At 63.0% G+C, this 16,784-nt stretch carries 16 protein-coding genes; 8 read left to right on the top strand and 8 right to left on the bottom strand.

Annotation, left to right across the window (positions count from 1 at the left end):
* The first annotated feature begins 241 nt into the window (after positions 1 to 241).
* The 3 genes from QN222_RS02195 to QN222_RS02205 all read left to right on the top strand — a co-directional run bounded on the left by QN222_RS02195 (position 242) and on the right by QN222_RS02205 (position 2,500).
* Complete coding sequence (locus tag QN222_RS02195) at positions 242 to 1,651, top strand: adenylate/guanylate cyclase domain-containing protein (protein WP_283965586.1); 1,410 nt, start codon at positions 242 to 244, stop codon at positions 1,649 to 1,651.
* A gap of 135 nt (positions 1,652 to 1,786) precedes the next feature.
* Positions 1,787 to 2,026, top strand: a complete 240-nt coding sequence (locus QN222_RS02200; protein WP_283965585.1) for a hypothetical protein — start codon at positions 1,787 to 1,789, stop codon at positions 2,024 to 2,026.
* A 66-nt stretch (positions 2,027 to 2,092) separates the two neighbouring features.
* Positions 2,093 to 2,500 carry a GFA family protein gene (locus tag QN222_RS02205; RefSeq protein WP_283965584.1) on the top strand — a complete coding sequence of 136 codons (408 nt, stop codon included), beginning with the start codon at positions 2,093 to 2,095 and terminating at the stop codon, positions 2,498 to 2,500.
* A gap of 178 nt (positions 2,501 to 2,678) precedes the next feature.
* On the opposite strand, the gene QN222_RS02210 is transcribed toward QN222_RS02205, so the two are convergent.
* The 3 genes from QN222_RS02210 to QN222_RS02220 form a co-directional block, all read right to left on the bottom strand.
* Positions 2,679 to 3,746 (bottom strand): cyclic nucleotide-gated ion channel, encoded by a 1,068-nt coding sequence (locus QN222_RS02210; RefSeq protein WP_283965583.1) that lies wholly within the window; start codon positions 3,744 to 3,746, stop codon positions 2,679 to 2,681.
* Positions 3,747 to 3,929: 183 nt separating this feature from the next.
* Positions 3,930 to 4,502: a DinB family protein gene (locus tag QN222_RS02215; RefSeq protein ID WP_283965590.1), complete on the bottom strand. Its 573-nt coding sequence runs from the start codon at positions 4,500 to 4,502 to the stop codon at positions 3,930 to 3,932.
* A 252-nt stretch (positions 4,503 to 4,754) separates the two neighbouring features.
* On the bottom strand, positions 4,755 to 5,834 hold the full coding sequence (locus QN222_RS02220; RefSeq protein ID WP_283965582.1) for a methyltransferase domain-containing protein: 1,080 nt from the start codon (positions 5,832 to 5,834) through the stop codon (positions 4,755 to 4,757).
* A gap of 169 nt (positions 5,835 to 6,003) precedes the next feature.
* Here QN222_RS02220 and QN222_RS02225 point away from each other — a divergent pair, with 169 nt between their 5' ends.
* The 3 genes from QN222_RS02225 to QN222_RS02235 all read left to right on the top strand — a co-directional run bounded on the left by QN222_RS02225 (position 6,004) and on the right by QN222_RS02235 (position 8,406).
* Positions 6,004 to 7,053 (top strand): GlxA family transcriptional regulator, encoded by a 1,050-nt coding sequence (locus QN222_RS02225; protein WP_284005202.1) that lies wholly within the window; start codon positions 6,004 to 6,006, stop codon positions 7,051 to 7,053.
* 128 nt (positions 7,054 to 7,181) lie between these two features.
* Complete coding sequence (locus tag QN222_RS02230; RefSeq protein ID WP_283964777.1) at positions 7,182 to 7,841, top strand: dihydrofolate reductase family protein; 660 nt, start codon at positions 7,182 to 7,184, stop codon at positions 7,839 to 7,841.
* 145 nt (positions 7,842 to 7,986) lie between these two features.
* Positions 7,987 to 8,406 (top strand): CBS domain-containing protein, encoded by a 420-nt coding sequence (locus QN222_RS02235; RefSeq protein WP_283964778.1) that lies wholly within the window; start codon positions 7,987 to 7,989, stop codon positions 8,404 to 8,406.
* Between the two features lie 162 nt (positions 8,407 to 8,568).
* Here QN222_RS02235 and QN222_RS02240 read toward each other — a convergent pair whose 3' ends face one another.
* A complete protein-coding gene (locus QN222_RS02240) occupies positions 8,569 to 8,832 on the bottom strand; it encodes a hypothetical protein (RefSeq protein WP_284005204.1) in 264 nt (87 codons plus the stop codon).
* A 454-nt stretch (positions 8,833 to 9,286) separates the two neighbouring features.
* Here QN222_RS02240 and QN222_RS02245 point away from each other — a divergent pair, with 454 nt between their 5' ends.
* Positions 9,287 to 10,234 carry a FecR domain-containing protein gene (locus QN222_RS02245; protein WP_283964780.1) on the top strand — a complete coding sequence of 316 codons (948 nt, stop codon included), beginning with the start codon at positions 9,287 to 9,289 and terminating at the stop codon, positions 10,232 to 10,234.
* Positions 10,235 to 10,346: 112 nt separating this feature from the next.
* On the opposite strand, the gene QN222_RS02250 is transcribed toward QN222_RS02245, so the two are convergent.
* The 3 genes from QN222_RS02250 to QN222_RS02260 form a co-directional block, all read right to left on the bottom strand.
* On the bottom strand, positions 10,347 to 12,503 hold the full coding sequence (locus tag QN222_RS02250) for an adenylate/guanylate cyclase domain-containing protein (RefSeq protein WP_283964781.1): 2,157 nt from the start codon (positions 12,501 to 12,503) through the stop codon (positions 10,347 to 10,349).
* A gap of 218 nt (positions 12,504 to 12,721) precedes the next feature.
* A complete protein-coding gene (locus QN222_RS02255) occupies positions 12,722 to 13,921 on the bottom strand; it encodes a transporter substrate-binding domain-containing protein (RefSeq protein WP_283964782.1) in 1,200 nt (399 codons plus the stop codon).
* A gap of 100 nt (positions 13,922 to 14,021) precedes the next feature.
* On the bottom strand, positions 14,022 to 14,621 hold the full coding sequence (locus tag QN222_RS02260) for a YdeI family protein (RefSeq protein WP_283964783.1): 600 nt from the start codon (positions 14,619 to 14,621) through the stop codon (positions 14,022 to 14,024).
* 174 nt (positions 14,622 to 14,795) lie between these two features.
* Here QN222_RS02260 and QN222_RS02265 point away from each other — a divergent pair, with 174 nt between their 5' ends.
* Positions 14,796 to 16,037: an adenylate/guanylate cyclase domain-containing protein gene (locus QN222_RS02265; protein WP_283964784.1), complete on the top strand. Its 1,242-nt coding sequence runs from the start codon at positions 14,796 to 14,798 to the stop codon at positions 16,035 to 16,037.
* Positions 16,038 to 16,069: 32 nt separating this feature from the next.
* On the opposite strand, the gene QN222_RS02270 is transcribed toward QN222_RS02265, so the two are convergent.
* Positions 16,070 to 16,784, bottom strand: a 715-nt coding sequence (locus QN222_RS02270) for a xanthine dehydrogenase family protein molybdopterin-binding subunit (protein ID WP_284005205.1), incomplete at its 5' end; no start/stop codon positions are given.

Genomic DNA, 16,784 nt, shown 5'->3' on the forward strand with positions numbered 1-16,784 from the left:
TATCTTGAGTTGAAACGCTATACAGAATCGAGAAATACGTTTAAAAAACAATACAATAATTACTTTACTTCAAAACTTCAATTAGCATAACCAGATATATACTTTGCGGTCCGCCAAGCATCGTTACGCTTCGTAGCCAAGTCCCGTCGGGAGGAGCTTTCTGGGGCAACTCTTCGCGGAGGTCAGCATGGCGCCGATCAAATTGCCTGACCACGCGGTGAATTCCGTATAGAATGGCGCGATGAATGAAGCTCAGACTCTGTTCGATGCGCTGCGCCAGTCGGTGAAGCCGGAGATCGTCGATGCCTTCGAGCGGTTCGTACGGGATGCGCCGGACCGCAAGCTCTGCCGCATCAACGCGCTTGCTTTCGCAAAAGCCGAGGGGCTCGACGAGGAGCAGACGATCGCGGGCTTCCTGCACGCGTCCCATCACGGCATCTTCGAATTGTCCTGGAATGTTCTCTGCCCGGGCTGCGGCGGGGTGCTCGACGCCAATACGTCGCTCAAATCCCTGCAGCAGGAGGAATATATCTGCGCGCTCTGCGCCGCCGGCTACGAGCCGACGCTCGACGAAATGGTCGAGGTGACCTTTACGGTAAGCCCGCGCGTGCGCCACATCGAGGCACACAAGCCGCATGAACTGCCACCCGCCGAATATTTCCGCCAGATCTACTGGGGCTCGGGCATCGACCTGCCGGAAGAGGGTTTTGAGGAGAAGGTCGACGAGTTCATGATCGAGGCGCTGGAGTTGCCACCCGGCGAGAAGGCGGTCATCGCGCTGCAGCTTCCGGCGGAGTTCGTCATCATCTTCGAGCCCGTGACACATGCGGCGCAATTCCTGGAAGTGGCCGGAGAGCCGACCAAGGAGCGAAGGAACCTCGCCCTCGTCTTCGACCGCGGCCACCGCCACAACGAGACCTTGCGCCTCCAGCCGGGACCGCTGAGGATCCAGGTGGAAAACCACGCGGAAGTCCGCACCCTGCCCTCGGTCTGCATCGCGAACGACGCGCTCCATGGCATGCTCGGCCGCCGCCGGCCGTTCCTGACCGCCAAGCGCCTGCTTTCCAACCAGACGTTCCGCGACCTCTACCGCACCGACACGATCGACGTCGACCAGCGGCTGAAGATTACCAGCCTCACCTTCCTCTTCACGGATCTGCGCGGCTCGACCGAACTTTATGAGCGCGTCGGCGATCTTGCGGCCTTCGATCTGGTGCGCACCCATTTCAGCGTCCTGAACGAGATCGTAGCGACCGAGGCCGGCGCGGTCGTCAAGACGATTGGCGACGCGGTGATGGCGACCTTCCCGACACCGGACCGGGCAGTCGCCGCGGCGATGCGCATGCGCGATGCGATGCGCGAACTCAATGAAGAGCGCGGCAGTGAGGACCTGCTGTTGAAGATCGGCATCCACGAGGGGCCGTGCATCGCCGTCAACCTCAATGAGCGCCAGGACTATTTCGGCCAGACCGTCAACATCGCCTCGCGCGTCCAGCACCTCGCCACGTCACGCGAGATCTTCGCCACCGGTTCGGTGGTGGAGGATCCGCGCGCATCGAGCCTCCTCAGCGACCGCGGCCTCAACCCCATGTCGCACAATGTCACGCTTCGCGGCATCACCAACGAGATCAGCATTTTCGCGATCCCGTGAACGGGGACGCGCGCCGCTACAGCGCGCCGCGCCCAATTGGACGCGCTAAGGTCGCTGTAGCACGTTGAAGTGCTGCCCGTTCATCGCCAATTCAGGCGCGGTGGCTGACTATTATGGCGACGGAAGGAGAGCGATATGCGCATGGAGCTTATCCTGCTTGCTGCCGTGGCGATAACTGCCAGCGCGGCGATGGCCGGAAGCCAATCGTCGAATTCGAGTTCGAACAGTTCGACCAACAACGGCGTCGTCAGCGAGCGCGTCGTTGAAACCGATTGCGAAGATGGCCGTTGTCAGCGCTACCTCCTGCGACGGCTATATCGCGACGACGAAGGCGAGCGACGCTATCGCGAACGCTATTCCGATGACGATGGTTGAGGTTTCAGTCTGATCACCGGCCTTAGCCTTGAGCAGGGCTGTCAACAACGACTGACGAGGTGCATCATGCCTTCCCGAACAGCCTCCTGCTCCTGCGGCCAGTTGCGGATTGAAGTCCGGGGCGAACCGCTTGGCATTGGGGTTTGCCACTGCCTCGCCTGCCAGCGCCGAACGGGCAGCGTCTTTGCGGCCCTCGCCGCCTTCGCCGCCCCTTACGAGGTCACCGGCACCGCAACCGAATATGTGCGCGTCGGCGATCAGGGCGCGCGGTTCAGGTTCCGCTTCTGCCCCGTCTGCGGGACGAACCTCTTCCACACAGAAGAGGGCTACGAGGATTCCTCGGTGGCGGTCGCCGTCGGCGCATTCGCCGACCCCAACTTTCCTCCGCCCGGAGATTCGGTCTATGACTGCCGCCGCCATTCCTGGGTACAACTGCCGCCGGGAATAAGGACTTACGACAAGGATCCGACCTGATCGGCCCCTCATCCGGCCTGCCGGCCACCTTCTCCCCGCAAGCGGGACGAAGGGATCCGCGGAAACGTCGTCGCAACCGCAACCATAGGCATTGCGCCAAACTTGTCCCCTCTCCCCGCGGGGAGAGGGTTAGGGTGGGGAGGCATCCAACGACCGCGAGCGCTCTCGAACGCTGCCCTCAAGCTTTCGGCGTCGCTCCGCGCCGCTCGAGTGCGGTCTTGCGGATGATCTCGGCTATGTCCGGGTTGCTGACGGACAGCATCTGGAAGTCCTCCGCGTGGAGCGACAGCAGCGAGACTTCGGTCGCGGCGCTGACGGTCGCCGAGCGGGGCTCGCCGCTGATCAGCGCCATCTCGCCGAAGAAGCTGCCGGGACCGAGCTCGATCGGGGCGGGCGTCGCGACGCAGACGCGGCCCTCGACGATGAAGTACATCTGGTCGCCCGCCTCGCCCTTGCGGCAGATCGCGGCGCCGGCCGGCACGACACGTGGCCTGAGCGCCCTGACGATCTCGACCAGCGCCGACGAGCCGAGGTTCCGGAAGAGCGGCACGGCGGCGACCAGCTGCCAATTGCGCACGAAGTCCTGGCGGCGGACTTCGGCGTAAAAGCCGGTTGCGAGGAGGCCGGCCCAGAGCGCGAAGATGCCGATGCCGCACATCATGACCAGCCCGGCGAGCACACGGCCGGCGAAGCTCTGCGGAATCTCGTCGCCATAGCCGGTGGTCGACAGGGTGACGACGGCCCACCACATCGCCTGCGGGATACTGCCGAACTTGTCGGGCTGGACGTCGCGCTCGATGAGATAGCCAGCCAGCGCCGCAGCGAACAGCACGAGGCCGAAGACCGATGTGACGCCGATCAGGTTGCGTGCCTCGTTGGCAATCACCCTGCCCATCAACCGAAAGAAGGTGGAATTTCGCAACGGCTTCAGCAGCCAGATAGCACAGAAGAGCGCCTGATCGCGCGTGGAGGCAAACAGGAAGCCGGCAAGAGGCACCAGAACGGCCAGCACATCTATGACGATCGCCGGCGTGCTGTCCTGGGGCCCCTTCGCGCGGCGCAGCATGAGCGTCTCGATCAGTTGCAGGAGATAGACACCCCAGATGGCGACGAGCAGGAACTGCAAGCCGAGCCTCGCGCGCCCGGTGATATCGGGTGTGGTGAGGACCGCGACCGCGACGAGCCCGATCGCTGCGAGCAGCCCGTTGAACGGCGTGGAAAACTTCGAGAAAGGCCGTGCCGACATAAACGCCCCCGAACGGCGAACGACGCCCCGCTGCATGATTCCTCTAATCGGAATCAACGTAAGGACGAAATCATGCAGCAGTTCAAAGTGCTACAGCGACCTTTGCGCGTCCGATTGGACGCGCGGCGCTGTAGAATAGGCCGCCTTGGGGCCGAGCGCAAAGGCTACGAGGCTATCGGCGCCCTATCGCGTCAGCCGCGCCTCGGTCCAGCCCAATGCGTTGAGGTCCTCGACGCGCGCCTCGCCGTTGTCGGTGAGGATGAACTCGTCGATCTGCGGTGGCGGGACGCTCGTTCCCGATAGCATCGAATGGATCTGGCCGCGGTGGTGTTGGCCGTGCATGAAAACGTGAAGCAGTGTATCGGCGACAGTTTCGGTGAGCGTTCGTTCCGGCCAGGGAATGTTGATCGTGCGCAAGAGCCCCTCGGCCGTCAGGCTCTCGCTGAAGTTGACCAGCCATTCGTCGACCTCTGCCCGTTCGATCGAAAATTCCGCCGCCGTGCTCCGGCTGCCCGATGGTCTCGCCAGGCCTGGCCGCTCGCCGCGCAGCGTGTCGATATAATACCGATCGGCATTCAGGAGATGGACCATCGTCTCCTTGAGCGACGGGAAGAAGGACGTTCGGGGCGCTTCCCATTCGCCGGGCTTGAGCGCCATGCAGGCGCGATCGAGCCGCGCGTTGGCGAGACGAGCGTTGCGCGCAAGCTGGCGATAGGGCCGGCATATCAAGTCCTGCGGATGAGTCATGCCGCGCATAGTGAGATGTTTGCGACGGCGCGTCCAGCGGACTACACCGTGCCGCCCGATACCGGCCGCCACTTTTTGGTGGGGACGGCTGGAGCGCTTCACCGTTCTGTCGAAATGGCGAAACGCTCCGATCTTCATGACACTGCAGTTCCGCACCTGTTAGAGCAAATCCAGGAAAAGTGTGAAACGGTTTTCCGTCCGGAATTGCGTAGTTTCAAAGAGTTAGATCATTTCCCTGTTTCAATGAAACAATGAAATGATCTAGCGCCGCGCCTCGAGGATCAGGTTGAACGGCGTCTCCAGCGCCCGGCGGAAGCGGCTGAAGCCGGCCTTGCGGAAGACGTCCGCGAGCCGTACCTCGCCGGCCTGGGCGCCGAGCACCAGATGGCCGCCGTCCGAGATCGCATGGGCGCAGCAGATCGTCGTGGAGGCCGCGTAGTAGATCCGGGCGACCGGCGAGACGTTGTCTTCGACCCGGTCGTTGGCAAAGGGTTCCACCAGCATTACCGACCCCTCGCCTGCAATTGCCTTTGCCGCATGCGCCGCCGCGGCGACCGGATTGCCCATGTCATGCAGACAGTCGAAGAAGCAGATCAGGTCGTAGTCCGCGCCGGGGTAGTCGTCCGCTCGCGCGGTCGAAAAGGTGATCTGATCCGAAACGCCCGCTGCTTCCGCGACCTTGCGTGCCTCAACGATCGATTCCGGGTGGATGTCGAAGCCATGGAAGCGTGACGCCGGAAAGGCCTTCGCCATCAGCACCGTCGAGTGCCCGTGCCCGCAGCCGACATCGGCCACACGGGCGCCGGTCCTTAGCTTCTTCTCGATGCCGCTGCCGAGAGCCGGCAGCCACTCGGCAACCAGGCTTGCCTTGTAGGCGTTCCGGTAGAACGCGGCGACGCCGCAGTAAAGCCGGCCGTCGTGATCACCCCAGGCAATACCCCTGCCGGTGCGGAAGGCCTCCACCGCCTTGTTCTCATCCGCCCACATGGATGCAGGAACGGCCCAGGCATGGGGGATGAAGACGGGGCTGTCGTCCTCGGCCAGCACAAGCGCCTGCTCCGGCGTGAGTTCGTAGGTGCCGCTCTTTGCATGGTACGTGACATAACCGCCTGCCACTTGGGAGCCAAGCCATTCACGCACGTAACGTTCGGCGCAGTCCGCCCGGTTCGCCAGTTCATGCGAGGTCAGCGGACCGGCGCCGGCCATCGCCTTGTAGAGGCCGAGACGGTTGCCGAGGCTGACCATCACGCCGCCGTAACCCGCCGAAAGGTCGCCGATCGCCCGCGAGACGATCGCATCGAGCTTCGCCTGGTCGATCTTGTTGTTTGCTGCATCTGCCATGTTCGCGCTCCTGTCATCCACCTGAAGGTTCAAGGACTTGCAGAGGATCGCATCTGGCGTGACCGCGCGGCAGAGCGGAATTGTCCGGAACCGGGCCATTTGCGCCATAAGCGGTGTCGCGGTAGAACTCATTTGCCGACGTGGCGCCACCCGTCCGATGGGATTCGAGATGCCGCGCAACACCGCCGAGACCGGAACGCACCCGCTTCACGTGAGCCTCGTCGCCATCCCCGAGGCGGTGGTGTCGACGTTGAGCGGCATCTTCGACGTGATGAATGCTTTCGCCATCGTGCCGCCTTCTGGCCAAGCCTCGGTTTCCGCGCCGCCGTTCCGGGTCGAGATCGTGGGATTGTGGTCCGGCCCGCTGGAACTCGCCAGCGGCGTGCCTGTGATGGTACAGCGTGGTATCGCCGCCATCGAGACGACCGACATCGTCATCGTCCCCTCTGTCCTGCTCGGGCCGGACGGCTGGCAGAAGGGCCGGCATCCGGAACTGGTCGATTGGCTGAGCGCCATGCATCGCCGCGGCGCGCTGCTGTGCTCGGCCTGCTCGGGCCTCTTCCTGCTTGCCGAGACGGGGCTTTTCGACGGCGTCGATGCGACGGTGCATTTCGGTTATGCCCAGGCCTTTCATAACGCCTTCCCGAAAGTGACAATCCACCCCGAGCGCGTGCTGGTCGTCTCCGGCAAGCGCGAGGAGCTGATCACGTCGGGCGCCTCCATGACCTGGCACGATCTGGTGCTCTATCTGATCGCCCGCCACGCCGGCGCGACCGCAGCGCAGACCGTGGCCCGCTATTTCGCGTTGCAGTGGCATCAGGACGGGCTCGCGCCCTACATTGTCTTCGAAGGGCGAAACGACCACGGCGACGTCGCGATCCAGGCGGCGCAAGACTGGATCGCCACGCATTTCTCGGTCGCCAACCCGCTGGAGGAGATGGTCCGCCGCGCCGGGCTTGCCGAACGCACGTTCAAACGCCGCTTCACCGGTGCAACCGGCCTCAGCCCGATCTCCTACGTGCAGCGCCTGAGGATCGAGGACGCCAAGCGTCGGCTCGAACGAACGGAATCCCCGGTTGATGAGATAGCATGGCAGGTCGGCTATGAGGATCCCGCCTTCTTCCGCCGCCTGTTCAAGCGCGTCACCGGGCTGACGCCGGGAGCCTATCGCCGACGCTTCATGATTCCCGACTATGCCCGGCCCCAGCGGAAGGAATAGGCGCTTCGCGGAATTCCGCCACTGACGGTGCGCTCGCAACAATTTTTTTTGGACCATGTCGGTCTCGTCCGCTGCCGGGCGTCCTAGATACAGAAACAAGGAAACGAGGATGACGAAGGAGAGCGGCAATGAGAAAGATCGTCGTTGGTGCATTTGTAAGTCTTGACGGAATCATGCAGGCACCGGGCGGGCCGCACGAGGACCCGGTCGGCGGCTTCAAGTTTGGTGGATGGGTCGCCCCCTATTTCGACGAGACGATGGGCGCGGCGGTGGACGAGATGTTTGCCAAGCCCTTCGATCTTCTGCTCGGCCGAAAGACCTACGACATTTTCGCGGCGCACTGGCCCTATGCCGGCGCCGACGATCCGATCGGCACGTTGTTCGACCGCATCACCAAATTTGTCGCGACGCGCAATCCGGATTTCAAGCTCAGCTGGCAGAACAGCCAGAGCCTCGGGAGCGACGTCGTCGCCGCGTTGAGGAAGCTGAAGAGCCAGGACGGGCCGGATCTCCTGACGCAGGGTTCGACCGACCTGCTGCAGACGCTTTTCGGCAACGATCTGGTGGACGAGATGTATGTGTCGATCTTTCCGGTCGTGCTCGGAAAGGGAAAGAAACTGTTCGGTGACGGTGCCTCGCCGATGGCGCTGACGCTCGTCAGTTCGAAGGTTTCGGGGTCCGGCGTGACTGTGAACAAATACGTCCGTGCCGGCGAGATCGTCACCGGCTCGTTCGAATTCGAGCAGCCGACCGAAGCGGAACTGGAGCGGCGGCGGAACCTGACCTAAATGACGCGCGTGCCAGCCGCGCCACCCCTTTCGGACCGCTTGACGATCGTGTGAGCGGTCCTGTCCTGGCGAAAATGCGCCGGATATCAACGATTAGCCATGATTTCCGCCTATACTTCACCTTTGCCGAACAAGGGAGGTTACGATGCAAATTTCGGAAGCCATGCATTCTGGAGTACGTTGGATCTCGCCGGACACCGACCTGCGCACGGTGGCGCACATCATGAAGGACGAGGATATCGGCGCCCTGCCCGTCGGCGAAAACGACCGCCTGATCGGAATGGTCACGGACCGCGACATGGCGCTACGCGCCTTCGCCAACGGTCACGATGTTTCTGCGCTCACGGTACGCGACGTGATGACGAACCAGATCGTCTTCTGCCGCACGAGCGAATCCCTCGAGGATGCCATCCGCCTGATGGAGGAAAAGAAAATTCGGCGGCTGCCGGTGATCAACGATGACAAGCGGATGGTCGGCATGCTGTCGCTTGGTGATATTTCCCATAGCAGCAGCCGAGAAATGACGGGCGAACTGCTGAAGGCCGTCACCGGCCATCACAGCTGATAGACGCGGCTTATCGTGCAGACGCACCCTTGACGTGTCGATGGTAAGGAGACGGCGCGCAGTGCCGCCTCCCGCGGGACGGCGCACGGCGCTAACTGATCGCAAGAGTTTCGCGCCGGTGCCGCAGGACCGCTTGATCGCGCAAAGCGCGGCAACGATCGCCTATTTGAACAACATGGAGCCGTCGAGGATCTCGATCGTTTCGTCGCCCTGGAGCCCGATGCGGTCGCCGCTCGGCGCGGTGACGAAGCAGCCGCTCGGGCAGATCATTTCCGTCGCGCCGGAACCGATCGCAACTTCCATCCGGCTCTCGCCCTCGACGACGACCAGCACAGCGGTGTCGCCGTCCCTGTTCGTCACCGACGCAGCAAAAGCCGCTCCCGTCATAAGAATGCCGGAAAGCACCGCAAGCAGGATTGTCTTCATCGCCCACCGGCGCTGAGCGCCGCCCCTATACTGCCGGCCGCCGCGTCGTGTCGCGACCTCCGGCCCCCTCTTCAGCCCGCGCCAGCCTAAACTGGAGCGGGACGAATTGCATGCTTTTTATCCCCGAACGGCTGAATGTCTGCTGAACAGCGGATCGGCCCGCCGAATTCATGCCGGCGGAGCGCCGGCCCAATCGAGCCGCGTCGCCTAAAGCAAGATGCAAACCATTGATTTAACGAATACTTTTCGACTTCCGTTCTAGCCCCGTGTGGCTGTAACCCGAACGGATTAGGAGACACCGTGCCCTGCCGCATGGTACATAGTTAAGCAATTGCGAGCGGGGCATAAGAACAAATGCCTCAGATATTCAGTAAATCCCCGCTCTGGCGAGTGATCACGCAGAACGACTATAGATTGTTTCAATCCAAAGTCGCCGTGATCCAGGAGGGGTGCCATGTCCTATTTGCGTGGCGCTGCAATCGTTGCACTCGGCTTCATTTTTTACAGTCCGGTGTCAATGGCCGCTGAAGCGATCGGTGAGGCGGTTCGGATCAGGACTGAAGTCAGAGGTGCGAGCGGTCCGCTGGCGGTCAAAGACCCGGTTTATCGGGACGAACGGATTCTGACCTCGAAATCCGGGCTGGGACAATTCGTGTTCCGCGACGGCACCAAACTGGCCGTCGGCTGGGGCTCGTCCGTCGTCATCGACAAATTCGTCTTCGACGACTCCAACAACTTGCAAAAGCTCAGCCTGAGGGCGACGAAAGGCACGTTCCGCTGGGTCAGTGGAAAGTCGAAAAGTACCGCCTACGAGATCCTGACGCCGGCCGGAACGATCGGCGTCCGTGGCACCGCGTTCGATTTCTATGTCGGTGGCGACGGAACCACGGCTCTCGTTCTGCTCAACGGAGAGGCCAGTTTCTGCGGCCCCGGCGGTTGCAAACAACTGACAAGGCGTTGCGATTGCGTGATCGCCAACCGCAACGGTAACCTCACCGATGCGCGCCGCGTCAACAGCCGCGTCCTGGAGACCCTCGGAAACAAGGCGGCGTTGCCATTCCTTTCCGGCAACCAGCACCTTTCCGGCGGGCTGGGCTGGGTCGGCGGTGGTTGCAGCATTCGTGCAGCGCTCCCAATTCCACCAACACAGCCCGAGCGGGTAAGGCCCGAGAAAAAGCAGGCACAGCAGCAGAAGCCCCCGACTAAACCGGACAAACCGGACAAGCCGCCTCCGAAGCCGGACAAGCCTGACAAGCCGCCGCGCCCGGACAAGCCGCCGCGCCCGGACAAGCCGGAGACGCCACGCCCGGATAAGCCGGATAAGCCGGACAAGCCCCGCGAACCCGAGAAGCCGCGTCAGGAGCAGGACCGCCCGCGAGACGGCAGCCGCGACAACGGTTAGCAATTCTACGGCGCCGCGCGTCTTGCCAGACGCACAAAGGACGCTGTAGCACTTTGCATTGCTGCATGTTTGGTCCTTAAACCGGTTACGATTTAAGAAATGGCCCAACAGGTCATTCGGCTATTCCTGATTTGCCGTGATCTGCGAAGTGGTCCGCCCGGCGGGAAATCCGGCGGTAGAAGTCCGTCAATCCGTCCAGCCTTGCCGCCTTGAGCTTCACCGCGCTCAAGATCTTGCGGTTCGGCACGCGGGACCGCAGCGCATCGATAAGTTTCAGGTGGAGGCATCTGAGTTCGGCGAATTCGGCGGAGGCCCCGAGTTTTTCATCACCGACGACGGCGAAGAGCTTTGTCCGCGTGCTCTTTCCCTTGAGCGCCAGCATCCCCGCCTCGAGCAGGGCGTGACCCGGCAGCGCCTGAGCGGTCTCCTCAGATACCAGAATGTCGAAGTGGACATCCTTGCATGAGGATTCTATCCGCGCCGCGATGTTGACCGTATCGCCGACGGCCGAGTAGTTGAAGTGGGCCTCGGCGCCCATGTTGCCGACACAGGCGATGCCGGTGTGAATGCCGACGCCGATCGCGATGTTTTGCTCCTTGCCGAAGCCGAAGGCGTCGTCGGCATTGAGGCGGAGAAGCGTCTCGCGCATGCCGAGCGCGGCGCGAACCGCCTTGCCCGCATGGTCGGCGACGTCGACCGGGGCGTTCCAGAAGGCCATGATCGAATCCCCGATGAATTTGTCGAGCGTGCCTTCGTTGGCGATGACGTGGCGGCTCAGCGCATCGAGCAGCGTGTTCAGGAAGCCGACAACGGCAGTCGGGGCCATCTGTTCGCTGATTTCGGTGAAATTCCGGACGTCGACGAACATCACCGTCAGTTCGCGGTCGTCGCCGCCAAGCCGCAGCGCATCGCGCGTGTGCTCGATGCGGTAGAGCAGCGACGGCGAAAGATATTGGCCGAAGGCCCGTCGGACCGCGCGGCGTTCCCGGTCGGTGACGAGGAAGCGGAACGCCGTGGCCGCGAAATGCGTGACCGATGCGCTGACGATCGGGGCCAGCGGATCGAAGAGCAGCCCGCCATAGAGGAAGGCAAGCCAGGAGGCAATGAGGGCAAGCGCAGTGATGGCCAGGCCGCAGGCGAGTGCGACCGCGGGGCTGACGAAGGTGGTGAGCACCACGAGCAAGGTGCCGGCGGCAGCAATGGACAGGATCTCCAGTCCATCCGCCCAGTCGGGACGCGAGAGAAAATGGCCGGACAGGATCTGCTCCACCGTTTGCGCATGCAGCGAGACGCCGGGCACGTTCTGCCCGAGGGCGGTCGTGCGAATATCCTGCAATCCTGCCGCCGACGTGCCGACAAACACGATGCTGCCCTCGATGGCAGCCCTCACCTCCGGCGGCGCCCCGCCGGGGGCAAGCACGTGCCTGGCGGAGACGTAACGTTCTGCGTGATCCGGGCTGACATAGAGCCAGAGTTCGCCGGCCGCGGTCACCGGAATGATGAAGTCGCCGATCTTGGCGTCCGTCAACGTGTCGGCCACGTCCGGGGCGGCGGCGAGCACATAGGTGGAGGCGCCTTGCGCCACGCGCAGCGCTTCGAGCGCGAGGTTCGGATAAAACTGTTCGCCGTCGCTTAGGAAAAGCGGAACGGCGCGCACGACCGTCGACGTCGCGCCGGGATTGAGGCTGATGTGGCCGAGACCGGCGGCCTTCGCCTCGAGCTGCGGCCTGAGCGGCGTCGCCGCCTCGAGACGTGGAGGCGCGCCGAGCGGGCTTTCGCCGGTAAAGGCGAAGCCGGCCTTCACCGGCGGGCGATAGGTCCCTTCGTTGGAAATGCCGAAGCCCAGCACGACGGGTCTGTCCGCGATTGCCTGGGCGAAGATCTCGTCATTGTCGGGCAGTTGACGAAGCAGCGACGGGTCGATCCCGCCAACGTCGCGTACGACGTTGCGCGGCGACAGGCGATCCGGCTCGGCAAAGAGAATGTCGAATGCGATCGCCGACGCGCCCATCTCCGACAACCGGTCGACCAGGGCGGCGATGCGGTCTCTCGGCCACGGCCACTGACCAAGCTCCCGGAGCGACGCCTCGTCTATGTCGACGATCCGCACCGGCATGTTCTCGAAAGTGCGCGGCTTGATACGCTGATACTCGTCGAATGTCAGATTACGGGCAAGCCGCAGCAACGGCGGATCGCTTGCCCGCAGCATTGTCAGAGCCGCTACAATCGCCAAGCCGATAATGACGCCCACCTGCTGCGCGCGTGTCATGCAGCATCCGCCCCCCTACAGCGCCGCGTGTCTTATCAGACGCACAAAGGACGCCGTAGCACTTTGAACTGCTGCATGTTTGTATCCTCAAATCGGTTAGGATTTCAGGAAAACATGCAGTAGCGCGCGCAAGCTTACTGCATAATCCGGCAAATCGGAATCGGAAAGCTTGCGCCGATTCAAGGTCTTACGCGCCACGAGTCGCCTCGCCTGCGCCTTCAGCGCTTCTCGCCAAGATAGCTGAACAGGGTCTGCTTCCACTTCTCGCTGCGAATCGCCTCAAGGAGGGCCACGTCGGTCGCATTGCGGTAGCGGCTTCCTGTCGGCATGGCGATGCCGTAGCTCTGCGGTTCGAAAGTCACGTCGAGGACTCCGACCGAGTTCGAAAACTTCTGCGCAACGAGCCACGCAAGCAACGGCTTGTCATAGACGAAGGCGTCGATCGAGCCCGACGAGAGCATGTTCAACCCGTCCTCGACGCGGTCGAAATTGCGGTAGCCGATACGCTCGCGGACGAGAAAATCTAGCGTTGCCGATCCCGCCAATGCGCCGACGCGCACGCCGGGCAAGTCGTCGACGCTGCTTACGACGCCGCGAATCTGTCGCGTCGTGAGCGCCGACGTCACGCTCGCAGTAAAGATAGCGATAGTGATGATCGAGACCACCATCCAGATAATGGCAAGCGCCCGTCCCGCCAGAGTTCTCGGGCCACGGTGCCCGGTACTTGCCTGCGTCATCACCTCGGCAGACCACCAGATGCTGGCACCGAGCCCCTTGGCGGCGCTGCCTCCGAATTCCTCGTTATGTCGGCGTTCGAACAGCCAGATCAGCGCGCCGACCAGAAACGAAATGCCGATGAGCGCACCGGCAGCCTGAAGGAAACCCAGGGAGGTCATCGTCCGGATGATTTCGCGCCATATCGACATACGATTGAGCGAAACCGCGATGCCGAGCCCGGTGTTGTAGAACGGTTGTGAGAAGTCCACGCTGCGTTCGCGCTCGGGCGTGATGGTTATCGCCGCGACCGAGAGATCGTAATCACCACGTGCCGTCGCCTCGAGCAGACTCTGGACCGACGGCTCCTCGACCAGACGAAACTTGAGACCGAGTTCCTGAGCGATCTGCCGCCAAAGTTCTATGGAAATACCCGTCCAGCTACCGTCCGGTTGCTTCATCGAAAACGGCGATGCTTCCTTGGTGCCGACGACAAGTTCACGATCAGGGAAGTCCGCCGCGAGCCCGCTGGCCGGAGCGTGCCCTTGTGCGCTCTGTGCGACCTGCGGACTCTCATCCGGCGCCGGGCGGCTGCTTTGCGCCGCAGCCGTCGCCGCGATGACGGTCACCATCCCGAAAACGAGCGCCGGCAGAAAACGAGGGACATGTCCGCCCCCGAGTTGCCGATTTCTGGCGGTGTGCATCGTCACCCTCAATCCCATTCGACGGAATGCGCATAGTAACAGACGATAGAAACTCGATCCTCCCCTGCCCTTTGTGCGGACAGAACCTGATTGGCAGCGGTCACTTCCGTCCCTGCGGGTAGATCGTCTCGCCGCGCTTCAGCATTTCGACAAAGGCATCGATCTTCTTCTTCCGCCCGGCTTCCGTCTTCATGTTGTGGGTGCGGAAGGCGAGTGCGAAGCGGTTCTGCTCGCTGAGCCTGGCGAGCATTTCCCTCGCCTTGGGCTCGGCGTCGATGGCGGCCTGCAGATCGTCCGGGATCTTCATGTCCTTGCCGCTCGCATAGGCGCGCTCCCAGCGCCCGTCGGCCTTCGCCGCCTCCACCTGCTTCAACCCATGCTCGGTCATCCGGCCTTCCTCGATCAGCCGGGCGACATTGTCGACGTTGATCTGGCTCCAGGTGCTCTTCCTGCCGCGCGGCGTGTAGCGCTGCAGAAAGCTCTTGTCGTCGAGCCCCTTGCGCAGGCCGTCGATCCAGCCCCAGCACAGGACGACGTCGATCGCCTCCTTGGGCGTGATCGATTTGAGTCCAGAGCCGACCTTGTGAATCTTGATCCACACCTCATCCGCTGTGTCGTGGTGGCTACCCAGCCAGCGGTAGAAGCTCTCGGCGTCCTCGAACTCGCGAATCTTTTCCTGATCGACCGTCACCGGCGCCATCAGCGGACCTGCCCTTTTACTGCCATGTTGCGTATTGCCTCCGCCAAAAACCAGGCGCCGCTATCATCACGCAGCAAACGCCGGAGTGCAACGTATGGAGGCGATTGGCGGTGCAGGCGCTTGGCGCAGGTGGCTTCTCCGGCCTAAGATCATCGGAAGGAGCGGGAGCAAACCATGGACGATCTGCAAATCCGCATGATCAGCGACTGGCTGGTCGAACAGGGCCTCCTCGGCCTCGACGAGACCGGACTTCTCGAAGGCTTTTGCGAGCGCTGCCGTGAGCGGGGCCTCGATCTCGTCCAGGCGGCGCTCTTTCTCGACACGCTCCACCCCGTCCTCGAATCGCGCGGCTTCGTCTGGAATGCCGAAGAAACGGACGCGACGAGGCAGCGGGAATTTTCGCGCTACCAGTCGGAGCGCAATTCCCGTCTGTGGAGCGCCAGCCCCTTCAACCACATGCTGGAAAGCGGACTGTCGGAAATCCATCTGCCGCTCGACTACGCCGGAGAGGCGCGCTTCACGATCCTCGACGACCTTCGCCTCGAGGGGCACACCGACTATTTCGCGCTGATCCATCGACTGAGCGGCACGGATGCGATCGGCGAGATGGACAGCCTCTATTCGCGCTGGTCGACGGGGGCGCCGGGCGGCTTTTCGAGCGATGACCTGCAGGCGCTCCGCGGCCTGGTGCCGGCGCTGGCGCTCGCCATCAAGGCCGCTTCGCTGAAGCGGATCGCGCAATCGCTGGTCGAGGTCTATCTCGGGCGCGACGCCGGCCACCGCGTGCTCGAAGGCCGGATCGCCAGAGGCAAGGTCGAAAGCATCCACACGGTTCTCTGGTATTCGGACATGGCGAACTACACGGCCCTTTCCGAGCAGGTCCACAGCACCGACCTCATTCCCTTGCTGAACGATTATGCCGAAGCGGTGATCTCGTCGGTTCACGCAGCCGGAGGCGACGTGTTGAAGCTCGTCGGCGACGGGACACTCGCGATCTTCACCGGTGCAGACCGGTGCGAAGCGGCACTTGCCGCGCTCAAGGCTGAGGCTGAGCTCGAAGAGAGGATCGCCGCGCTGAACGCGGCGCGGCTCGCGCAGGAAACGGCGGTGACGTCCGTCTATCTCGCGCTCCATGTCGGCGAAGTATTCTACGGCAATGTCGGAAGCGACGAACGACTGGACTTCACAGTGATCGGCCCGGCCGTCAACGAGGTCTGCCGGATCGCGTCGACTTGCCGTCTCGCCAACCGGTCCCTGCTCGTCTCCTCAGCCTTTGTCGATCTGCTGCCGCCGGCGGAAACATCGAGTTTCGAGACGATCGGCTCGTTCCACCTGAAGGGTGTCCGCGAACCGCGGGAATTGTTTGCACGCCCTACAGCGCCGCGCGTCCTATCGGACGCGCAAAGGTCGCTGTAGGGAACATGCACCGGTCGAACGCGTCTTCTTCGTCAGGCGATCATATCCTCAATCCGGATCGGCAGCGTGCGCACCCGTATGCCGGTGGCATGGTAGACCGCGTTGGCGATGGCGGGCGCCATGCCGACGAGCGCGATTTCGCCGAGGCCCTTGACGCCGAGCGCGTTGACGTGCGGGTCCACCTCGTCGACGAAATGCGCCTCGATATTCGCGATATCGAGATTCACGGGCACGAGATAATCCGCCATATGCGCGTTGACCGGCCGGCCGTCACGCTGATCGAGCACGGTCCGCTCCATCAGCGCCATGCCGATGCCGCCGACCATGCCGCCGGTGCACTGGCTGGCAGCAAGGCGCGGATTGACGATACGACCTGCCCCATAGGTGCCCAGCGCGCGGCGCACCCGGATGGTCCCGACATCGGGATCGACGGCCACCTCGGCAAAAACAGCACCGAAAGCATGCATGGAATATCGGCTGGCGATGTCGGGATCGCGGCTGGCCGATGCATTCGCCTCGATCGGCGCGCCGGCGCTCGCCGCGATGTCACCGTAGGCCTGGCCGGGCGCTGTATCGCCGCGACGGCGCAGACGCCCCTCCTCCCACATGACCCCATCGATCGACGCGCCGAAGACCGGCGAGCGCTGGTCGGCGATGGCACGCCTTGCAGCCTCTTCCTGCACCGCGATGCAGGCGGCCCGGATCGCCGAGCCGACGGACGCCATCGTCCAGGAACCGCCATGGGAG

The sequence above is a fragment of the Sinorhizobium sp. 6-70 genome (assembly GCF_030124375.1).
Taxonomy (GTDB): Bacteria; Pseudomonadota; Alphaproteobacteria; order Rhizobiales; family Rhizobiaceae; genus Sinorhizobium.